At 73.2% G+C, this 21,008-nt stretch carries 14 protein-coding genes; 10 read left to right on the top strand and 4 right to left on the bottom strand.

Annotated features, from left to right (window positions below):
* The first annotated feature begins 143 nt into the window (after window positions 1-143).
* The 4 genes from ACZ5C2_RS29025 (at window position 144) to ACZ5C2_RS29010 (ending at window position 5,238) form a co-directional block, all read left to right on the top strand.
* Window positions 144-1,151: an NAD-dependent epimerase/dehydratase family protein gene (locus ACZ5C2_RS29025; RefSeq protein ID WP_468797755.1), complete on the top strand. Its 1,008-nt coding sequence runs from the start codon at window positions 144-146 to the stop codon at window positions 1,149-1,151.
* Complete coding sequence (gene rfbH, locus ACZ5C2_RS29020; RefSeq protein WP_468797752.1) at window positions 1,144-2,454, top strand: lipopolysaccharide biosynthesis protein RfbH; 1,311 nt, start codon at window positions 1,144-1,146, stop codon at window positions 2,452-2,454. The genes ACZ5C2_RS29025 and rfbH overlap by 8 nt, the downstream gene beginning before the upstream one ends.
* 479 nt (window positions 2,455-2,933) lie before the next feature.
* A complete protein-coding gene (locus tag ACZ5C2_RS29015) occupies window positions 2,934-3,965 on the top strand; it encodes a Gfo/Idh/MocA family protein (protein ID WP_468797748.1) in 1,032 nt (343 codons plus the stop codon).
* On the top strand, window positions 3,952-5,238 hold the full coding sequence (locus ACZ5C2_RS29010) for a macrolide family glycosyltransferase (RefSeq protein ID WP_468797745.1): 1,287 nt from the start codon (window positions 3,952-3,954) through the stop codon (window positions 5,236-5,238). Before ACZ5C2_RS29015 ends, ACZ5C2_RS29010 begins: the two co-directional genes overlap by 14 nt.
* Before the next feature lie 56 nt (window positions 5,239-5,294).
* Here ACZ5C2_RS29010 and ACZ5C2_RS29005 read toward each other — a convergent pair whose 3' ends face one another.
* Window positions 5,295-6,155, bottom strand: a complete 861-nt coding sequence (locus tag ACZ5C2_RS29005) for a 1,4-dihydroxy-6-naphthoate synthase (RefSeq protein ID WP_468797742.1) — start codon at window positions 6,153-6,155, stop codon at window positions 5,295-5,297.
* Window positions 6,156-6,176: 21 nt separating this feature from the next.
* Window positions 6,177-6,827, bottom strand: coding sequence for a class I SAM-dependent methyltransferase (locus ACZ5C2_RS29000; RefSeq protein WP_468797739.1), 651 nt, complete (start codon window positions 6,825-6,827; stop codon window positions 6,177-6,179).
* A gap of 194 nt (window positions 6,828-7,021) precedes the next feature.
* Here ACZ5C2_RS29000 and ACZ5C2_RS28995 point away from each other — a divergent pair, with 194 nt between their 5' ends.
* Together ACZ5C2_RS28995 and ACZ5C2_RS28990 are read left to right on the top strand one after the other, a co-directional pair.
* Window positions 7,022-8,251 carry a macrolide family glycosyltransferase gene (locus ACZ5C2_RS28995; RefSeq protein ID WP_468797736.1) on the top strand — a complete coding sequence of 410 codons (1,230 nt, stop codon included), beginning with the start codon at window positions 7,022-7,024 and terminating at the stop codon, window positions 8,249-8,251.
* A gap of 219 nt (window positions 8,252-8,470) precedes the next feature.
* On the top strand, window positions 8,471-9,193 hold the full coding sequence (locus tag ACZ5C2_RS28990; protein ID WP_468797733.1) for a helix-turn-helix transcriptional regulator: 723 nt from the start codon (window positions 8,471-8,473) through the stop codon (window positions 9,191-9,193).
* A 157-nt stretch (window positions 9,194-9,350) separates the two neighbouring features.
* Here the strand turns inward: ACZ5C2_RS28990 and ACZ5C2_RS28985 are convergent, their stop codons facing one another.
* Entirely contained in the window at window positions 9,351-12,089 is a 2,739-nt protein-coding gene (locus tag ACZ5C2_RS28985) for a helix-turn-helix transcriptional regulator (RefSeq protein ID WP_468797730.1), read from the bottom strand.
* Window positions 12,086-14,620, bottom strand: a complete 2,535-nt coding sequence (locus ACZ5C2_RS28980) for a helix-turn-helix transcriptional regulator (protein WP_468797727.1) — start codon at window positions 14,618-14,620, stop codon at window positions 12,086-12,088. The genes ACZ5C2_RS28985 and ACZ5C2_RS28980 overlap by 4 nt, the downstream gene beginning before the upstream one ends.
* A gap of 59 nt (window positions 14,621-14,679) precedes the next feature.
* Between ACZ5C2_RS28980 and ACZ5C2_RS28975 the strand changes: the two genes are divergently transcribed.
* The 4 genes from ACZ5C2_RS28975 to ACZ5C2_RS28960 all read left to right on the top strand — a co-directional run bounded on the left by ACZ5C2_RS28975 (window position 14,680) and on the right by ACZ5C2_RS28960 (window position 20,760).
* Window positions 14,680-17,433, top strand: coding sequence for an AAA family ATPase (locus ACZ5C2_RS28975; RefSeq protein ID WP_468797724.1), 2,754 nt, complete (start codon window positions 14,680-14,682; stop codon window positions 17,431-17,433).
* Between the two features lie 553 nt (window positions 17,434-17,986).
* Window positions 17,987-18,700 carry a helix-turn-helix transcriptional regulator gene (locus tag ACZ5C2_RS28970; RefSeq protein WP_468797721.1) on the top strand — a complete coding sequence of 238 codons (714 nt, stop codon included), beginning with the start codon at window positions 17,987-17,989 and terminating at the stop codon, window positions 18,698-18,700.
* A gap of 110 nt (window positions 18,701-18,810) precedes the next feature.
* A complete protein-coding gene (locus tag ACZ5C2_RS28965; RefSeq protein WP_468797789.1) occupies window positions 18,811-19,557 on the top strand; it encodes a response regulator in 747 nt (248 codons plus the stop codon).
* Window positions 19,558-19,560: 3 nt separating this feature from the next.
* Window positions 19,561-20,760 (top strand): sensor histidine kinase, encoded by a 1,200-nt coding sequence (locus tag ACZ5C2_RS28960; RefSeq protein WP_468797719.1) that lies wholly within the window; start codon window positions 19,561-19,563, stop codon window positions 20,758-20,760.
* Window positions 20,761-21,008: the final 248 nt, after the last annotated feature.

Raw genomic sequence — 21,008 nt, 5'->3', positions numbered from 1 at the left:
GGATCGGGGGAAACACCCAGAGTTTGGGGCCAGGCCCGGGCCTTCGCTGGGCGTGTCCCCGGCTCGCGTGAATAGTGGCGGCACGGGTGAGGCCCCCGGAAGGGGCGCACCCCGCTCGGCCCGATGACCCAGGAGTGTCGCCGATGGACCCAGAAGGATTCGCGGTCCGGCCGCCCGCCGTCGTGCTCGGCGCCGGCGGTTTCGTCGGCCGTGCCGTGTGCACCGCGCTGCGCGACGCCGGCCGGCCGGTGGTCGCCGTGGTGCGCCGGCCACCGGAGCGCGCCCTGCCGGAGGGCTGCCGGACCCTGACCCTCGACGTCGTCCGCACGGACCCCGCCACCCTCGCCGCCGAACTCGCCGCCCTGCGGCCCAACGTGGTGGTGAACGCGGCCGGGGCCCTGTGGAACGTCACCCGCGACGAGGACCTCACCGCCGGCAACATCGCCCTCGTCGAACGACTCGTCGCCGCCGTCGCCGCGGCTCCGGGACCGGTGCGTCTGGTGCACATCGGTTCCGCCTACGAGTACGGCGCCCACCCCGGGCGGACACGACTCGCCGAGACCCTGCCCGCCCGCCCGGCAGGCCGGTACGCGCAGACCAAGCTCGCCGGCACCCGCGTCATCACCGAGGCCGTCGCCGAGGGCCGCCTCGACGCCGTGGTGCTGCGGATCGCCGTCGCCGTCGGACCGTTCGCCTCCCGGCACAGCCTCCTGGGCGGCATCGCCCACCAGATCGCCGAACGTCCGGACCGGTTGCGGCTTCCGGTGATCAGCGGTGTCCGGGACGTCGTCGACGTCCGGGACGTCGCCGCCGCCGTCCTGAGCGCCGTACGCGCCCATGCCGTACCGCCCCTGGTCAACGTCGGTTCGGGCGTCGGCGTCCGCCTCACCGAAGCGGTGGACACGCTCATCCGCGTCACCGGGGCGGACCCCGCCACCACCTCCATCGTGCCCGGCCCCGAGCCCGCCCAGCGCCGGGACGCCGGGATCGGCGAACAGCCCCTCGACATCGGCCTGGCCCGCCGGGAACTCGGATGGGTTCCGGTCCGCACCCTCACCGACGCGCTCCAGGCCCTGTGGGACAGCGTCCGGCACGCGACCACGGCAGCACCCTCGACCATCGCAGTGGACGGAGAAAGCATTCATGGCTGACACGGACGTGCAGTCCATCATCGAACTGACGCGGAAACTGCACAGGGACGAGGAGGCGTCCGGGCAGGGCTTCGTGCCCGGGGTCACACCGATCCTGCCCTCGGGCGCCGTCCTCGACGAGGACGACCGTGCCGCGCTGGTGGAGCAGGCCCTGCGACTGCGTATCGCCTCCGGCGCCGCCGCGCTGCGCTTCGAACGGCTCTTCGCGAAGACGATCGGTGTCCGCAAGGCGCATCTGACCAACTCGGGATCGTCCGCCAACCTCCTGGCGCTCGCCTCCCTCACCGTGCCGGAACTGGGGGAGCGCCGGCTGCGCCCCGGTGACGAGGTCATCACCGTCGCCGCGGGTTTCCCGACCACCGTCAACCCGATCATCCAGTGCGGTCTCGTGCCGGTCTTCGTCGACGTGGACCTCGGCACCTACAACACGACCGTCGAGCGGATCGAAGCGGCGATCGGTCCGCGCACCAAGGCCATCATGATGGCGCACACCCTCGGCAACCCGTTCCAGGCGGCCGAGGTCGCAGAACTGGCGAAGGACCGGGACCTGTTCCTGGTCGAGGACAACTGCGACGCCGTCCTGTCCACCTACCGGGGGCGCAGGACCGGCACGTTCGGCGACTACTCGACCGTGAGCTTCTACCCCGCCCACCACATCGCCATGGGTGAGGGCGGCTGCGTCCTGTCCAACACCCTGGAGCTGGCCCGGATCACCGAGTCGATGCGCGACTGGGGGCGTGACTGCTGGTGCGAGCCGGGCGAGGACAACAAGTGCCTCAAACGCTTCGACTACCAGATGGGTGACCTGCCGCACGGCTACGACCACAAGTACATCTTCTCGCACGTCGGTTACAACCTGAAGGCCACGGACATCCAGGCGGCACTCGGCCTCAGCCAGCTCGCCAGGCTCCCCGACTTCGTCGCCGCCCGCAAGCGCAACTGGCGGCGGCTGCGCGACGGGCTCGACGGGGTGCCCGGCCTGCTGCTGCCCGAGCCCACACCCGGCAGCGACCCGAGCTGGTTCGGTTTCGTCATCACCCTCACCGAGGACGCTCCCTTCCGCCGTCCCGAACTGGTCGACTTCCTCACCGCGCGGCGCATCGGCACCCGGCTGCTGTTCGCCGGCAACCTGCTCCGGCACCCCGCCTACCGGGACGTGGAGCACCGGGTCGCCGGCGACCTGACCAACAGCGACATCATCACCGAGCGGTCGTTCTGGATCGGCGTCTATCCGGGCATCACCACGGAGATGACCGACTACATGATCGCGTCCGTCCGGGAGTTCGTGGACAAGCACCGCTGACGGGGCCGGCGGCCGGCCCGGTCAGCGGCGGGCCGGCCAGGCACAGCACCCGCACCTCGTGTCCGCCCACCACCAGTGCCCCGCCGGGCGGCACCATCGAGGCGGCGCAGTGCGTCGGCCGGGAGGACAGGGGCAACGACACGCGCACGGGACACCCCTGTCGATGACGTGGCGCCGATGGCGCCGCCACGATGCGGCCCGGTCAGTGGCAACGCCGCGATCCTGCCCCGCCGCGACGGCGACCCGAGGGGACGGAACGGCACCCGGAACACCGGTCTGGGGAAAGTCGCAGATTCCGGACGGCCCGGGGCCGTGGCCGGAACCGATGTGAGACACATGGGGTTCGCCGATGCCGGTCCGCCGCGGCCGGCCCCTGGACTTCCTGGTGGGGGACACCATGCAACCGATGCCACGCAGCTCACACACTCCGTGCAGCTCAACGACGACCCGCGCGTCGAGAACGCCTCATGGGGGCCGCCGTGGCTGACGCCGAACCGATCGGGATCGGCGTCCTGGGCGCCGCCGACATCGCCTTGCGCCGCACCCTCCCGGCGCTGCTGAACTGCCCCACGGCGCGCCTGGTCGCCGTCGCCAGCCGCACGCCCGGCAAGGCGCGCGCGTTGGCGGACCGCTTCGGCTGCGAGGCCGAGACCGGCTACGAACGGGTGCTGGAACGGGAGGACGTGCGGGCGGTGTACATCCCGCTGCCCAACGCCCTGCACGAACAGTGGGCGGACGCCGCGCTGCGGGCCGGCAAACACGTCCTGGTGGAGAAGTCGCTCACGGCCAGCACCGCCGCGGCCACCGGCCTGGCCCGCACGGCCCGGGAGCGGGGCCTGGTCCTCATGGAGAACTTCGCGTTCCTCCACCACCCCCAGCACACACGGGTCCTCGAACTCGTCGCCGACGGTGCCATCGGCACACCCAGGGTGTTCAGTGCCTCCTTCGGCATCCCGCGGGCCGACCCCGGGCTCATCCGCTACAGCCGTGAACTGGCCGGCGGAGCCCTGCGGGAGACCGGCTGCTACCCCCTCCGCGCCGCCCAGCTCTTCCTCGGCGAGGACATCGAGGTTCTCGGCGCCCACCTGCGGTACGAGGCGGACGGTGGCGTGGACACGGCGGGCTCGGTGCTCCTCGCCGACGGCGCGGGCGTCACCGCCCAGTGCGACTTCGGACTGGACCACGGCTACCGCAACACCTATGCGCTCTGGGGCAGTGAGGGCCGTGTCGAGGTGGACTGGGCCTTCACCCCGCCGCCCGAGGCCCGGCCGCTGCTGCGGCTGTACCGGGCGGACCGGCGTGAGGAGCTGGTACTGCCGGCCGCCGACCAGTTCCTCGGCACGGTGACCGCCTTCGCCGAAGCCTGCGCCGACCCGGCGGCCCACGAGGCGCACGCCCGTGCCGCCGTCCGCCAGGCCACGACGCTGGAGGCGGTCGTGGCCCTGGCCGGCGGCTCCGGCGACGAGGACCGCCGCCGGGCCGGATCGAGGAGTGCCCGTGTCCCCGCTTAGACCCACGGCCCCGGAGGGCGTCACGGCCGCCGGCCCGACGCCCACCGCCACTGCCACTGCCGGTGAGCGGACCGCACGACACGTGCTGTGGCTGGGCTTCCCCTCGTACGGGCACATCAGGGCGACCTTCGGCATGGTCGAGGAACTGGTGCGGCGCGGCCACCGGGTCACCTACGTGGTCGCCGACCGGCTCGCCGGTCACCTCGCGGACACCGGTGCCCGTGTGGTGCCGTACACGTCGGTGTTCCCGGCGTCGGTCTCCGGCACGGAGACCGCGACGACCATGCTGCTGGCCTTTCTCAGGGAGAGCTTCGCGCCCCTCGAGGCCGCCCTGGCCGCCGCGGCGGCCGACCCGCCCCATGTCGTCGTGCACGACGCGCTCGCCTCGGACACGGCCGCGGCGGTGAGCCGGCGGCACGGCGTGCCGACCGTGCGGACGTACGCCGGTTTCGGCACCAGCGCACACGTGCCGCTGAACGGCACCGAGGCGGACCCCGCGCATGCGCCGGCCGATCCGGACGACCCCCGGCTGCGCGACCTGGCCGGGCAACTGACCGCCCGCGTCGAGGCGGCCGGGGTGGCGGAGCTGTTCGCCGGCGGGCTGGCGAGCGGCGACGACGCGGCGCTCAACATCTCCTTCGTCGTCCGGGACTTCCAGACCGAGGGTGAGACCTTCGGCGACGAGTACCTCTTCGCGGGGCCCTGCCCGCGTGCGGCGGACTTCACCGGGCCGTGGTCGCCGCCTTCGGGCGGGTCACCGCTGCTGCTGGTCTCGCTCGGCACATCGGCCAACCGCCGTCCGGGCTTCTTCCGCGCCTGTGCGGAGACCTTCGCCGGCACTCCGTGGCATGTGGTGATGACGCTCGGCGACGGGGTCGATCCTTCGGGTCTCGGCCCGTTGCCGCCCAACGTCGAGGCCCACACCTGGCTCCCCCACCTGGCGGTGCTGGAACACGCCACCGCGTTCGTCTGCCAGGGCGGCACCGGAAGCCTGATGGAGGCCTTCCACCAGGGCGTGCCGGTCGTGGTCGTGCCCCAGCAACAGGATCAGCACGCCATCGCCCAGCGGGTCGTCGACCTCGGCGTGGGCCGGTCGATCCACCCCGCCGACCTCGACTCCACGCTCCTGCTCACCGTTGTCGACGCACTCGCCGTCGACCCCGAAGTGCGGCGTCGGGTGACGGAGTTGAGCCGCAGTGTGCGTACCGCCCCGGGGGCCGCCGCGGTGGCGGACCGACTGGAGAGGGTCATGGCGGCCGGGGTGAGGTCGTGACCGGGTGAACCGCGGGTGCGCCCCGGGAGCCTTCCGCCGGGGCGCACCACAACGCATCAGCCGGTGCCGGGCGGGGCCAGCGCCCCGGACGGGAACGGCGGTACCGCACCCGCCCGCACCGCCTGGCCGAGCAGGGTGCGGACCGCCGTACAGCCCTCGGGGCCCAAGTCCTCGGTGTACCCGTTGACGTACAGCGCGATGTGCTGTTTCTGCACGTGCGGGGCCATCTCCTGGGCGTGGGCCCGGACATGGTCGTGGGACGCCCCGGGGTCGGCCCACGCGTGCCGGACGGAGGCCCGGATCGCCTCGGTGATGCCGGCCAGTCGCTCCGCGCCCAGATCCCGCCGGGCGACGATCGCGCCGAGCGGGATGGGCAGCCCGGTCCGGGCCTCCCAGTCCTCGCCGAGGTCGACCAGGCGGTGCAGGCCGTAGGCGGGAAAGGTGAACCGCGCCTCGTGGATCACCAGCCCCGCGTCCACCTCGCCCTCCTGGACCGCCGGCATGATCCGGTGGAACGGCATCACGACCGTGCGCACCTCCGCGCCCGCGAACGTCCGCGCCGCCCACAGCCGGAACAACAGGTACGCGGTGGAGCGTTCGGTCGGGATCGCGACCACCCGACCGGCCAGGTCGGCCGGTTCGAGCGCGTCACGGGTGAGCAGGAGCGGGCCACAGCCGTGGCCGAGCGCTCCGCCGCAGGGCAGCAGCGCGTACCGGTCCAGTACGTACGGCAGCGCCGCGTACGAGATCTTCAGGACGTCCAGTCCACCCTGCTCGGCCAGGGTGTTGGTGACGTCGATGTCGGCGATCGTGACCTCGGGCGGGGGTACGCCGGGCAGCAGCCCGGCCGACCAGGCGTGGAAGACGAACGTGTCGTTGGGGCACGGCGAGTGGGCGAGGGTGGTGGGGCTTGCCATGACGCTCCTGGAGTCGGTCGGTCAGCGGGTCAGGTCCCAGAGGCCGAGGTACTTGTTGGGAGAGTTCTCCGGAATGCGCTCCAGCGGCTGCCCGAGGCCGAAGGGGGGCAGGGTCAGGTCGAGCTTCGCGTGCAGCAGACTCGGCTCGTCCATCCGGGCGAAGTTGGAGAACTCACCCCGCTCCAAGGTGGGGTCGCTGGTGTAGCCGGTGGTGAGCAGGAGTGGCGCGGAGCGGCGGAACCGCTCCAGCGCGGGCAGGATCATGTCGTTCGGCAGATGGATGAACACGTCACGGCAGATCAGCAGATCGGCCGGACGCAGTTCTTCCGCGGTGATGTCGAGGACCTCCAGTTGGTAACCGCGCCGCCGCAGCTCCGGCCAGGTGTCACGTTCATGGACGTCGTAGCCGACGTAGTCGACCCCGCGCAGGTCCACCGTGCTCATCCAGGCCAGGTCGCCGCAACCGGCGTCGTTGAGCGTCGTCACGCGGTGCGTTTCGAGGATGGTGAGGAGGCCCTTGCGGACGAGCTGGGTGTGCGGCTCGCTGGAGCCCCAGCCGCAGACCGTGTCGGGGGCCTGGTCGGGCCACCCGCGCGAGAACACGTCCAGGCCGGGGGTGCGCTCCTCGTGCCGGTGCGACCCCGCGTCGGCACGACCTGATGGCTTGCTCACGGCGTCTCGCTCTCCGTCGGATCCGGGTTGTCGGCCCCACGGGAGCACGAGGGCCGGGAACGGATCCACCACACGGCGCACAGTCCAGGTGTTCTCCCGAACTGCGCGGCGAACCGCAGGAAACGCCTGGTGAATTCCCCAGTGTTCGGCCGGCGGCGCGGTCGCCCGCTGCCGGCGCTGGCAAGCTGCCGTCCATGTCGGCGTATCACGTGGCGTTCATGCCGTTCCCCGCTTACGGACACATCAACACGACGCTGCCCGTCGTCGCGGAGCTCGTACGCCGTGGCCACCGGGTCACCTTCGCGACCAACGCCCACTTCGCTCCCCTGGCCGCCGCGGCCGGCGCCGAGGTGCTGACGTACGAGTCGTGGCTCGCCTCGCGCAAGCTGCCGGAGCGGGTGGACGCGGAGTACATGGTGCGCGAGCCGGTCCGCTCCATCGACGAGGCCATCGCCACCGTCCCGGTCTACGAGGCCGGATTCGCGGACGACATCCCCGACGTGCTGCTGTACGACGTCAGCACCTTCGCCGCCGGCCGGGTGCTGTCCCGCAAGTGGCGGCGGCCCGCGATCGAACTCTTCGCGACCTTCGCGTCCAACGAGCACTACTCGCTCACCCAGCGGATCGGCGACCTGTACGCCGGCGAGATCGACCGGGAACACCCCGCCCTCGTCGACTTCTTCGTCAAGCAGGGCCAACTGCTGCGCGACCACGGTCTCGAGGACGTGACGCTGGAGGAGTTCAACGCGCCCGCGGACGACACCAACCTGGTGTTCCTGCCCCGCACGTTCCAGCCCGCCGGGGACACCTTCGACGACCGGTTCGCCTTCGTCGGCCCCTGTATCGGCAACCGGGGCGACGAGACTCCCTGGCACCCGCCGGGCGACGGACGCCCGCTGCTGCTGGTGTCCATGGGCAGTTTCGGCTTCGACCACCAGCGCGAGCTGGTGCGCCGCTGCGTGGAGGCCTTCGGGGACACCGAGTGGCAGGTGGTCGTCTCGGCGGGCCAGTGGACCGGCGACGACGCCCTGTCCATCGTCCCGGACAACGTTCAGATGCACCGCTGGGCGCCCCAGCTGGCCGTGCTGGAGCATGCGGACGCCTTCGTGTCGCACGCCGGCATGAACAGCGTGATGGAGTCCCTGTACTTCGGTACGCCGGTGGTCGCCGTGCCGAACATGCCCGAGCAGCGGCTGGTCGCGGCCCGGATCGAGGAACTAGGCCTGGGCCTCCATGTGCCGCCCGCCGAGGCATCCGTCGAGCGACTGCGCGATGCCGTGCACCGCGTCGCCGCCGGTACACCCACGCGGGCGCGGGTCCGGTCGCTGAGCGAGGACCTGCGCGCCTGCGAGGGTCCGGCCCTCGCGGCGGACTACGTGGAGGCGGTGGCCGCCCGCCAGGCGGTCGCGTCCCGCACCGAGTAGGGCGGCGGCGAACCCCCCGGCTCCGGCCGCGGTGTGCGCCCATGTGCGCACTTTGCGTATTCTACGCGCGTCGCACCGGAGGGACGCACGGCCGGTGACGGGACGGGAGCGGTAGAGAGCGATCCGGTCGGAGTGGTATTCAAGGAGGTGTGCGACACGGCAGTGGACCGGCCGGATCGTGCGACAGTCCGTTCGGGGTGGTGCGCGGGGGAGCGGTGGATGAACGCGTGGGAATCGGTCAGAGTCGCCGTGGTGGCGCGGAGCGAGGTCGCCCGCGGTGGGCTCGCACGCATGCTGGCGGACATCGGCCATGTCGCTCAGCACTCCGTATTCGAGCCGGAGGACTTCACGGCGGCTGCTCCCGAGGACGCCATCCAGTTGCTCGTCCTCTCCTGCGACGTCCTCGTGCTGTGGTGCGACACCGCCGCCGGGACGGGGGAGGAGACGTGGGTGGCCGAGCTCGCGGCGGTCACCCGCAGGAACGGCATCCGGGTCGTGCTGATGCTGCCCTCCGCCGAGGTGCAGCGCGCCGCGTACGGCGCCGGCATACCCAGCGACGCCGCCCTGGACCGGGAGGCGCTGACCACCGAGCAACTGGGAGAGGCGCTCGGACGGCTCTCCCGCGGTGAGCGACTCGCCCCGCAGGCCGTCACGCGGAGGCCGGCCCCCGCGCGGGGCGGCCGGGACACCGCGCCCCGGAGCGGATCGTCCATCGGCGTGCTCACCGAGCGAGAGAGGCAGGTGCTGGAGCTCCTCGTCGAAGGGCTGAGCAACCGCCAGATCGGCCAGGCCCTGTCCGTGTCCGAGCACGCCGCCAAGCGCCTCGTGGCGATCGTCCTGTCCAAGCTGAACTGCCCGAACCGCACCCAGGCGGTGTCGGTCGCCCTGCGCGAGGGCCTGGTCGGGGCGTGGCAGACGGGCTCCTCCGGGCCCCGGACGTAGCCAACCGCCCGCGGGGCCGCCCCACTCGACCCGCGCTCCGGTGGGACCGGCCGGTGTCGCGGCCTGTGGTGGGGTGGGGCTGGTCGGTGGTCCGGTGGTCCGGCCGGTGTTCGGGTGGACCGTGGGAGCACGCGTCCGGCGGCGGGACGGACCGGTCCTAGCCGGTACCGACCGCAGGCGGGGAGTCGGGAGCGTCCCCCGGGCCGCCTCCATGGCCCAGTACCGCCGCCAGGTCGGTGCGGCCCTTGATGCCCAACGCCCGGTACGCGTTGGTCAAATGTGCTTCGACCATGCGCTGGCTGACCGACAGGGCCTCGGAGATCGCCCGGTTGGACCGCCCCTCCGCGGCCAGTACCGCGACCCTCCGCTGGGCCGGACTCAGCCGTGCCAGGCTGGTCCGGGGCAGCGAGGCGAAGTGGGCGGCGACCTCCTTGACACGGGGGATGGACCGACCGTCCGCCCGGTTCACCGCCAGCGCTCCGTCCAGCACGCGGTGGGCGTTCGCGGACTGGCCGTCGGCGAGCAGCGCCGTGGCCAGTTCGGCCATCGCCTGCGCGTACCGTGCGCGTGCCGCAGAACCGCCGAGCACCCGCACCGCGGTTCGCAGAGACGGCAGCGCTCCCGGGCCCGTGAGGGTGAGACCGGTCCACAGGTGCACCAGGCCGATCGTGCCGGGCGCGCTCCAGGCCTGGGCCGCCGCCAGGTCGTCGGCGAGCAGACGGGCGGCCGCGCCGGGATCCGCGGTCGCCTCCGCCATGGCCAGATGGGAACGCCAGGGCACGACGGCGGGGTTGCGGCACCCGAGCGCCAGCAGCATCCGGCCGCACTCCCGTAACTGCGCCCGCGCCTCGCGGAAGAGCCCGGTGCGCAGGCCCAGGACGCCGTGCGCGTACAGCAGGTGGGCCCGGCCGAGCCCGTACTCGTAACGGTGCGGCACATACCCCGCCAGTGCCGATTCGGCGGCGTCCGGCCGTCCCGACTCCAGGGCGAGGAGGGCCTCCAGGGCGATCAGCCGCGGCAGGGCCCGAGGGGGCCAGTGGGCTCGGGGCACCTCCGCCACGGATGCGGCCAGTTCCTCCCCTGCCGTCGTCAGATCGCCGAGGCGCAGGTCCAGTTCGGCCCGGTTCAGCCGGGCCAGCGCGACCGCGGTCCCCACACCCTGCCGACGGGCCTCGGCCTCGATCCGTGCGAGCCCGTCCCGCGCACCGTCCACGTCCTCGGCGACGGCGAGCGCCCGCGCCGCTGCCAGGCCGGGGGCGAACATCCCGGTACCGGCCCGCGAGAGCGCGTCGGCCGCGAGCCGCCGCGCCTGTTGGATTCCCCGTCCGGCGACACAGTTCCGCCACGCGACGACACCGTCCTCGGCCTCGGCCTCGGAGGGTTCGTGCGACGGCGCGTGAGCCAGGGGAGTGTCCGGCGCCGGCCCATGGGGTCCCGGCGGTGCGGGCCGTCGGGCGGCGGGAAGGACGACCGGTCGGGTCTCGGGTGTGGTGGCCTCGGCCGGGCTGTTTGCGGCCGCCGGTCCCGTCTCCAGTGCCACCTCCCGCAGCGCGAGGAGCGTTCGTCTCTCAGCCGGCGTCGTCGTGTCCCGCGCCGCGGCCGAGGCGAGCGCGGCCGCCGTACGGTCCCCACCGCGCAGGGTCAGCAGGTCGGCGGCGAGGAGGCGGCCGGCCGACTGGCCTGGGGCGTCGGTCTCGGCCAGGACGCGGCGCAGCCCTCGGTCGGCGGCCTCGGGCGCGACCGGCAACCGTACCTTCGCCAGGTCCAGCAGCACCTTGGGCCGCAGGGCGCCGGACGCCCCCCGGTCCAGCGCCCGTTCGAAGAACGCGGCCGCGTCGTCCCCGGACCGCCGGGCGAACTCGCCCGCCGCGTACAGTGCCGCGGGCACCCACGGCTCGGCCAGACGCGTGTGCGCCACGAGCCGGCCGAGGACGGCCTCCGGAACCCCCTCGCGGCGGCCCAGCCGCACGGCGCGCTCGTACAGCGCGCGGCGGCCGGCCTCGTCCATGAGGCCGAGCACCTGTTCCGCGACGAGCGGATGGTACGGCCGTGGCGGGGCGGTGGAGCCCAGCAGACCGGTGCGGCCGACGTCGGCGTGGGCCTGCTCGCGGAACGGCGGGGGCACCGCGGCCAGCTCGTGGACCTGGTCGAGGGAGAAGTCCCCGGACGCCACCGCGCTCGCCCTCACCAGTGCGACCGCGTGTGCGGGCAACCGGTCCAGGATCCGCCGCAGTCGGTGCCTGCCGATCTGCTCGGCCAGGGCCACGAAGTCCTCGGCCTCCGGTGCCGGGGCGGGCCACCGTCGCAGGACGGCACACAGGACCGCCGGGGCGCCACCCGTCGCGGCGACGGCGGCCGGGACCAGCGCGTCGCCGGCCGCTTCGCCGTAGACCTCGGTGAGCAGTGTCCGTACGGCCACCGTGCTCAGCGGGCGCAGCGCCAGTTCGTACCGCCGCGGCTCGGTTCGGGGCAGGACCGAGGGGGCGCAGCCGGCGACCACCCGCAGCGTGGGCCGGTCGTCGAGGGGGTGCGCGAGGAGCGTCCGCCACTGTGATGAGCGGAGGTCGGCCCACTGCGCGTCGTCGGCGACGACCGCCAGCGGTGCCCGCGGCCGGTCGGGCGCCGGCTGGGCCATGGCGGGCGGGGCGGTGTCACGGCCGTCGCGCGGGACGGCGGAATCCCCCCGCACGTGGACGACGTGCAGCCCGGCCTTCCGGGCCGCCGCGGCCGCCACGGCGAGCACGGCGCTGCGCCCACTGCCCGGCGGCCCGTGCACGACGACGGTCGCCGAGCAGCCCTCGGCGACCTCGCGCACCGCGGCCCGCAGGGCCGCCACCTCGGCCGCCCGCTCCAGGAGCCGGGGCCGTTCGTCCGCCGCGGGGAGCGGAGGACTCAACGGGATTCCTCGCTCACGCCGGTCGATGTGCCGTCCGGGCCCGTGGCCGCGAGCCACTCCGTGAGACCGGCGCGGCCGGTGACGCCGAGTTTCCGGTACGCGTTCGTGAGGTGGTACTCGACCGTGCGCACGGTCAGGAACAGGGCGTCGGCGATGGCCCGGTTCGTCGCACCCCTTGCCGCCAGCTCCACCACCGGACGCTCGGCGGCGCTCAGCGCGATCCGCGCGGGCCGGCCGCCCGCGGCCGGGAGGTCGGCCTCCGCCGACTCGGCCACGGCGGTCAGACCGCACCGCAGGGCCGTCGCCCGTGCCGCGTGCAGATGGCCGCGTGCCCCCTTCCTGTCGTCCCGCCGCAACAGCGCCCGTCCGAGGAGCAGTTCGGCGAGGGCAAGAGAGTGCTGGTCGGAGCTGCCCTCCAGCACGTGGACGCTCTCGGCGAGCAGGTCGACCTGGTCGGAGGCGGTGGCCACCATGCCTCGCGCCAGCAGGCTCAGCCCGGTACTGCGGGCCGTGGGCCATCGCTCGGCCCGGTGCCGGCCGTGCTCGGCGCGCTCGATCGCGTCCTTCCTCCTGCCCAGCACCCGGAGCAGGTCGGTGCTGTGCACCCACCACGTGGTGAACACCGGGTTGTCCACACGGGCTTCGGCGAGGCTCCTCCCGCACCGTTCCATCAGCTTCAGAGCCTCGCCGGGCCTGCCCCGGCCGCGCTCGACGAGGGCCTGTGCCATGAGGTGATGGTGGTACGCCCACACGGAGTGCTCGACCTGACGGCCGTCGAGCCGGCGCAGTGTCTCCTCGGCCCCGTCGAGGTCGGAGCGGGCCACCAGCGCCAGGGCCAGGACGACCGGCGCCAGGTTGCTGTCCTGCTCCCAGCCGTGCCCGCGGGCGATCCGGGCGGCGGCCTGTGCCGCCCCGGCCGCTTCATCGGTACGGCCCGTCTCGAGGAGCAGCAGGGCCCGCGCCGAGCGGGCGTGGCAGTCGGCCCACACCTCCTCGCGCCGCTCGCTGTCCGCGGCGATGCGGTCCAGGTGTCCGAGCGCGGCCGTGGTGTCGTCGGTCAGCCCGAGTACCTGGGCCGCCGCGACCCGCGCCCAGGCCCCGCGTGGCCCATCCGCGGCGAGGACCTGCCGTGCGTTGGCGGCCGCCGTGAAGGGATCCACACCCGCCAGCGCGTCGCGCAGGGCGAGGGCGGCGAGCGTGAGGTACTCCCTGGTGCCGCCGCCCGGCAGCGGGGTGCCGCCGTGGTTCCGGTCGGGGGCACCGCCCGGTGAGGACGCCCAAGCGGCCCCCGTCGGACGGGACCATGCCGCCGACGCCGGATGCGCGCTCGGCCCCCGCACCTCGTTCAGCAGTGCGCCGAGTGTCCCAGGAGTGTCGGGTGCTCGGTGCGTCATGAGCGCGGTGAGCAGCATCGGGACGGACACCCGGGCGCGGACCCGCGGATCGTCCGTGTCGGAGAGCAGTCCCTGGAGGTGCTCGTGGGCGGCCGTCGGATCGATGTCGCCCAGCACCGTGGCGAGACTCGTGCGTACGGCGACATCGGTGGGATCGTTGTCGTGGAGCCGCTGGAGCCAGCGCGTCGCCGCCGCGGGGCGGTCATGACGATCCACTGTGGCCGCCTCCTTGAGGATGGCGGTCATCCAGGGCCGGTCCAGGGTGGACTGCCCGAGGAGCAGGTCGGCCACCTCCCCAGGGGGCCGTCCGGCGTCATTGAGGATCTCGGCGGCCTGTGCCCGCATGCGCTCGGCCTCGGCGGTGGGCAACGTCTCGAACAGTGCCTCGAAGTGGGCAGGGGTGCCCTCCGCCGGCAGGCGGGGCGGGAGCAGTCCGAGATCCCTCGCGGCGTCCAGCCCTCGCCTGGCCACCCCGGCGGGGAGCCCGGCCAGGGCGCCGACGAGATCGGCGTCGGTGCTGCGCAGCAGCGCGGCCGCCCGGGCGACCCGCAGCGGATGCGACGTGTGCCGAGCGGGGCCGTCCAGGCTCGCCCGGGCCGGCCCGCCGGTGTCGCCCGGCGCCGGCTCGGACAAGTCGGTGACCGCGCAGTAGTCCCGCGCCACCAGTTCGTGGAAGGCGCCCGCCACGGCGGTCAGCGCGCTCTGCGGCAGGCTCAACAGCACCGTCAGCGGGGCCCCGTAGGTGCCGCGCATCACGTGGTCGATCCAGCGGAGCGTGCCCTCGTCGCACCACTGCGCGTCGGTCAGGGAGAGAACCAGCGGTGCCTGTCCCAGCAGCCCGCTGACGTAGGCGAGGGCCGCGTGATGCACCTGGTGCGGAGGGAAGGGCTCCGGTGCGGCCCCGCCGAGCAGCCGCCTCAGTACGGCGTGCTCCGTACGGGCCTCGTCGGGCCGGCAGGCCGCGCTGCGCACCTTGGTCTCCTTGCCGCACACCGCTCTGACCTGGCGCGCGACGTCGTCGACGGGGGCGCGGTCGACGGGGCTCAGTGTCACGACACAGCGGGCGGAGGGACGGCTCGACCGGAGGGCGGGGTGAGGGGAGGCGGGACGCATGTGCTCTGATCGGTTCGAGCTCATGATGATTACGATATGACAATTCTGTTTTTCATGGTGAAGTTGTAAACAACACTTGAAGCGTGAGCCGGGAACCGTCCGTGCCGCTCCACGACCGGGGAGCGGAACTTGCCACCCTCCGCACGGCGATGGCGGGCGTACGCCGAGGACGGGCCGCGTTCGTGGCGGTCACGGGCGCGCCGGGGACGGGCCGTTCGGCGTTCCTCGGTGCCGCCGGAGACCTGGCGGCACGGGACGGCTTCCTCGTACGCCGTGCCGCCGGCAGCCGTCTGGACCAAGGGACCCGCCTCGGCGTGGTCGCCGGCCTCCTCCCCGGTGAGGAGCCCGCCACCGGGACGGGGCGGGGAACCGTCGTGAACGCGGTGGCGGCGGCAGAACGCCGCACCGGGCCCGTGGCGTTGGTGGTGGACGATCTGCAGTGGGCCGACGAGGCGTCCCTGGACTGGCTGGCCCGCCTGTGCGCCGACCCCGCACCCGCCCCGCTGCTCGTGGTGGCCGCGGTGTGCGAGGGCGAAGCGGCCGCGGACCTGCCCGGCGTGCAGGACCTGTTGCTCGCCGCCGACCTGGTGGTGCGGACCCGGCCGCTGAGCGCGGACGGTGTGCGCGCCCTGCTCGGGGAACGCGGCGTCGGTTGGGCGGACGCGCCGGCCTCGGACTGGAACCGGGCGACGGGCGGAAACCCGGCTCTGCTCCACTCGTTGCTCGACCGCCTGGAGGACCCGCGGCCACCCGTTCCTCCCACCGATCCGCTCGCCACCGCCCTCGCCCGCCCGGCGCCCTGGAAACTGCGGGGACGGGTGGCCGCGGCGCTGAACGGCCACGCCGAGCCGGTACGACGCCTCGCGTACTGTGCCGCGCTCCTCGGCGGGGCCGGAGGGGTACGCACCGTCGCGCGCGTCGCGGACCTCGATCCGGCCGAGACGGCAGCCGCGGAACGCGCGTTGCGGCGGCTCGGCTGGGCAGCCGACCGCTGCGACCCGCCCGCACTGTGGGAGTGCGTACGACAGATCGCCGAGGACGGCCTCGCCCTCGACGACCGCACCTCCGTGCACCGCCGGGCCGCCGAGTTCCTCCACGCCTCGGGCGCCCCGGTCGAGCTGGTCACTCCCCACCTCCTCGAAATCGGCCCCGGCGCATGGCACGAGACCGCCCCACTGCTGCGCGAGGCCGCCGACGACGCACGGCGCCGCGGGGACATCGCCCTCGCGATCCGCTGTCTGCGCCGGGCACTTCGGGAGTTCCCGCCCGACAGCCCGCAGCGCGGTGACTTCCTCGCCGCCCTCGCCGACGCCGAACAGGACACCGACGCCTCCGCGATGCTCCGGCACATCACCCAGGCGTTCCCGCTGCTGGCCTCCCCCCGCGAACGTGCCGCGGTCGTGGCCGAGGCGCCGCTGACGCTGTTCGTCGCCGCCCCGGAGGCGTCCGGGATGATCGAGTCCGCCCGGGCCGCCCTGTCCGAGGCCGGCCCGGACACCGCCGACCTGGCCCTGCGCCTGGAGGCCCGTGCCCGTCTGCTCGCCGCCACCGGGCCGCACGCCTCCGCCGCCACCGTCGAGCGCCTGCGCGAGCTGATGCACGGGCCCGGCGGCGCGGCACGGCGTGAACTCGCGGCGGTGCTCACCTTCGCCTGCTCGCTCGGCACACGGCTGCGGTCCGCCGAAGTCGCCGCCCTGGTGCGCTGGATGCTGGACCAGGAACCGGCCTCGGCCGCCTCCGAGTACGGTGCGCCCGCCCTGATGATCGCCTCGGGCATCGCGGCCGAGGCCGACGAACCGGTGCGCGACTGGCTGGACACGGCCCTCGAAGCGGCGAGGCAGCGCGGCGACGAGCGACAGCGGACCCGGATGCTGGGCTGGCGGGCGCTGGCCGCCCTGCGCGCCGGCCGGCTCGCGCAGGCCCGGGCGGACGCGCGGGCCGCCTGCGCGGCGGGCCGGGGCATACTGGGCGACAACGACTGGCTGGCCGTACTGGGTCTGATGTCCGTGGCGGCGGAGACGCGCGATCCCTGGCTGGCCGAGCGGCTGCGGGACCTGCCGGCCGAGCCGCGGCACACCGGACTGCCGATGCGCGGCCTCACCCTCCGGGTGCTGCGCATCTCGGGCGCCACGTACTCGGAACCGCTCACCCGGGCGGACCTGCTGGAGACCGTGCGCCGCACCGAGGCGGCGGGCTGGTACAACCAGACGCTCTTCCCGATACACCTGTGGTGCCTGCCCTCCCTGCTGCGCATCGGCGAGAGGAAGACCGCGCTCGAACTGCTGGCCCACGCGTGCGACAGAGCCCGGGAGTTCGGGGCGCCCGCCGCGCTGGGCCGCGTCCTGCGCATCTGGGGCACGCTGGTGGACGGACGGTACGCGTTGTCGCTGCTCGCCGAGTCCGTTGCCGTCCTGCGCGACAGCTCCGACACGCTGGAACTGGGCCGGGCTCTGACGGCGTACGGCAACCGGCTGCGTGACGCCGGGCGGTCCGGAGCCGCCGGACTCCTCGCCGAAGCCGAGCGGATCGCCGACGCGACGGGAGCCTCGATTCTGCGCGGCTCGGCCGCCCCGTTCGCAGACGGGCCGGGGATCGTGGCGCCCGGCCGCGGACGGCTCAGCGACACGGAGTACCGGGTGGCCGCGCTGGTCTCCCTCGGGCACACCAATCAGGACGTGGCAGCGGAACTCGGCGTCACCCGGCGCGCGGTGGAGAAGATCCTGACCGGGCTGTACCGGCGGCTGGGAGTGGCCGGCCGCTCCGGTCTGGTGCCCTACATGCGCCGCACGACGGGCGAGAGAGCGTTCCGCTCGGGCCTGTTGTGCGACGGCATCTGACGCGACGTCATGCGGAGGGCGGGGCGGTCGACGCCGGCCCCCGCCCCTGCGGTCGGGCCCTCCGGCTCTGCGGTCGATCAACCAGACTTTCTTCCCCGAACGGACCGTGGCCGGGGCCCCGGGCGGAGGACGGACTTCGGTACCCGGCCGGTGCACCGATCGGGCTACCTCTGGGTAACCTCGCTCGCCGACCTGCGACAACACCGCGTCCGGCCTTGCCGCCCGCGGCCCGGGAGCGCGCCGCGCCGGGCTCCGGACCGCACCGTCCGCACCTTCGGTACGCCGATCCGCCCGAACTCCGAACCGGAACGGGGGGTACCACAGGATTGCGTTGGGGCACCGGGCGTTCATTGCCCCCCGCGCTCAGGCGTCATTAGGCTGCCCAGCGCCCGCCGAAAACACACGGGGAGGTGCGGCGCACATGCTCCATATGGAGAGCAGTACTGGAAGTGAACTTCACCAGTCAGTCGGTGGAATAACCCTGATTCCGAGAAATTCGTCCCAATCTGTTGATGAGTTGCCCGAAGGTGCATTGCACGATCTGGAATCACCCGTGCTTCCCACGGAGATCCGGGGCAACGAATACGGCGACGTCGTCCTGTCGCTGTTCGAGCGTTCGGGTATCGGCCTGGTGATCCTCGAGCCCACCCTGCGGGTGCGGTCCGTGAACAGCGCCTTCAGCGCCCAGTGCGGCCGGCACCGCGACGAGATCTGCGACCGCGGCTTCGCGGAGCTGCTGCACCCGAGCGTGCGGCAGTACGTGCTGCGCCAGTTCGGCCGCCTCGCGCAGGGGCACCACGCGCGCCTCGTCAGCCGGTCCATCACGATGTCGTTCCAGGACACGGCGGTCTCCGGCAAGCTCGCCGCGTTCCCGGTGGAGGGCGCGGCCGGCAAGGTCAGGATGATCCTGGTCCAGTTCACGCCCGAGGAGACACCCGACATCCAACAGACCCTCGTCGGCTCGCAGTGGAGGCTGACCCCCCTGACCGCGAAGGTGCTGGAGGGTGTGGCCGCGGGTGACCCCACGGTACGGCTCGCGGCCAAGCTGTTCCTCAGCCGCCAGGGCATCGAGTACCACGTGAGTCTCCTCCTGCGGCAGTTCAAGGTGCCCAACCGCACGGCGCTTGCCGCGAAGGCGTACTCGATGGGCATGTTCAGCATCGGCTGCTGGCCGCCCAGGGTGCTGCCCGACTACATCCGCCCCGAGCGCAAGGGGGCCGACCGCACGCGGGGCGAGGGCGGCAGCACGGAAGCCCGTCGGCCGTAGACGCTGCTCCATACCGCGAGTTATCGTGAGCCATCACGCGGTAGCTACTAGCTAATTCGGCCGCTGTGTGGTGAGGTACGACGGAGACGCCGATGACGCCCGTGAACCGGATGTCCGGGTATGACCGGACCCGTAGGCGCCGAACCGGACCACTCGCGGGGGAAGTTGTGAGACTACTGGTAGTTGAGGACAACGAACGCGTGTCCGCGGCCCTGCGGGACGCACTGACACACCAGGGCCTGGAAGCGGTGTGCGCGGCCACCGGCAAGGCCGCGATCGAGCTCCTGGAGCGCACCCGTCCCGACGCGGTGCTGCTCGACCTGGGCCTTCCGGACTGTGACGGCTTCACCCTGTGCAGTACGATCCGGGCTTCCAGTTCCGTTCCCATCCTGGTGACCAGTGCCCGCGCGGACCACGCCTCGTGCGTGCGAGGGCTCGAGCTGGGGGCCGACGACTATCTCGTCAAACCCTACAACCTGGCCGAAGTCCTCGCCCGGGTGCGGGCCGTGATACGTCGGAGTTCCGTCGGGCCGTCGCCGGCCGAAGCCCCGTCCGGGGACCTCGTGCTGGCCGGACCGGTCCGCATCGACCTGCGGGAACGGGTCGTGCTGGTCAACGGTTCCCCCACCGAGCTGTCGGACGACGAGTTCGGCATCCTGGTGGCCCTGGCGCGCCATCCGGACGAGACCCTGAACACCGACCGGCTCGTCGACGAGATCCTCCGGACCCGGCGGACGGCGCTGCAGGCCGCGCTGCCGAGTTCCATCACCTCGCTGCGCGAGCGGATGGGTCTGCCCCATCTGCTCGAAGCCGTGGACGGAGCGGGATACCGGCTGTCGATCACCGGATCGGTGTGAGCGATGGGGTTCCGTCGGGTGTGGGCGGCCGTCGCCGCGGTGTGCTGTGCCCTTGTTCTTCTGACCCTGTCCCTGGCCGCTTCCCCCGACCCGCGAGGCGTCGCGCACCCGCCGCCGTCCACCGTGCCCTCGCAGGGGCTGCCGCACGTGTTCACCGGTTCCGGTGCCGCGGCACACCTCACCCTGCTCGCCGAGGAGCCCGGGCACCGCCTTGCCGTGTTCGCGGCGGCGAGCGCCGTCTCGTACGTCGGGCCGAGGCTCGGTGGAATCGGCCGCGAGCTGGGGCCGGTCGGCGCCGTCGACGTGTTCGTCCTGATCGCAGCCGTCCTGGGAGCGGCCTGGGTCAGTCGGTCCAGGCGCCGGCTCTGCGAGGTGGAGCGGGCGGCCCGGCAACTCGGTGAGGGAAACCTGAGCATCAGGGTGCCCGCCCCCGACGGCGGACCGGTCTCGGTGCGCCGGCTGGCAGGCGCGTTCAACGACATGGCCGATGCCCTCGGCGCCGTCATGGAGAAGCAGACGTCGTTCGCCGTCGACGCGGCGCACCAACTGCGCACCCCGCTGGCCGTGCTGAGCCTGCGCATGGAGGTGCTCTCCCTGGTCCTGGAGGGCGAGGGCCGGGAGCAGGTGGAGCTGATCCGCGAGGAGATGAACAGGCTGGACGTCATGCTCGGCCAGTTGCTCGAGCTCGCCTCCGCCCCCGGCGCGCCAGGGGTGCGGTGGGAGCCCCTCGACGCCGTGGACCTCGTGGCGGGCCGGATCGAGGCATGGCGGCCGCAGGCCGAACACCGCTCCGTGCTCCTGGAACTGGCGGCGAAGCCACCGTCCCCCGTCGTGACGGACGCGGCGCTGGCCGGCTCCATCCTGGACACCTTGCTGGACAACGCCATCAAGTACAGCCCGTTCGGCGGGCGGATCACGGTACGCCTCGGAGACCGAGGAGACATGACGAGCATCGAGATCAGCGATGAGGGTCCCGGACTCACCGCCGCCGACCTGAAGTGTGCCGGCGACCGGTTCTGGCGCGGCTCCACCACCCGGGAAGCCCCCGGTACGGGACTGGGCCTGAGCATCGCCCGCGAGTTGGCGACGGCCATCGGAGGCCGGGTGACGATCACCGCCGTCGCACCGCACGGACTGTGCGTGGCACTGCACATACCCGCCGCCCCTGTGCGTTCTCATTGTGTCTCCCGGGCACTCGACTGACATTACCGGCCGTGCGCCCGGAGTTCATGTCCTCGGCCGATGGCGCAGCCACGAGCCTAGCCATCCCGCGGTCCGGCGGACAAGTAGGGAATTGCCCTGTGCGCCGCGTCGGTACGCTGTCCTCCATGCGCCTACCCGTCGCCCGCCTATTTCCGCGTCGAGCGGCGGGAAATTCTGGGGAAAAACATAGGAGGCGTTCCTGCTTCTTTCCGTCATGGAGCCGCTGAATTACCGTCGGAAATCAAGGA

The sequence above is a fragment of the Streptomyces sp. NPDC031365 genome (genome assembly GCF_055569765.1).
The sequence above is the reverse complement of the archived record's forward strand: the minus strand, read 5'-3'. Positions and strand labels throughout refer to the sequence as shown.

Coding starts and splice junctions, on each gene's coding strand:
- ACZ5C2_RS29025 (WP_468797755.1), top strand. CDS start 144: ATGGACCCAGAAGGATTCGCGGTCCGGCCGCCCGCCGTCGTGCTCGGC.
- ACZ5C2_RS28965 (WP_468797789.1), top strand. CDS start 18,811: ATGTCCGGGTATGACCGGACCCGTAGGCGCCGAACCGGACCACTCGCG.
- ACZ5C2_RS28990 (WP_468797733.1), top strand. CDS start 8,471: ATGAACGCGTGGGAATCGGTCAGAGTCGCCGTGGTGGCGCGGAGCGAG.
- ACZ5C2_RS28980 (WP_468797727.1), bottom strand. CDS start 14,620: ATGAGCTCGAACCGATCAGAGCACATGCGTCCCGCCTCCCCTCACCCC.
- ACZ5C2_RS28960 (WP_468797719.1), top strand. CDS start 19,561: ATGGGGTTCCGTCGGGTGTGGGCGGCCGTCGCCGCGGTGTGCTGTGCC.
- ACZ5C2_RS28995 (WP_468797736.1), top strand. CDS start 7,022: ATGTCGGCGTATCACGTGGCGTTCATGCCGTTCCCCGCTTACGGACAC.
- rfbH (WP_468797752.1), top strand. CDS start 1,144: ATGGCTGACACGGACGTGCAGTCCATCATCGAACTGACGCGGAAACTG.
- ACZ5C2_RS29005 (WP_468797742.1), bottom strand. CDS start 6,155: ATGGCAAGCCCCACCACCCTCGCCCACTCGCCGTGCCCCAACGACACG.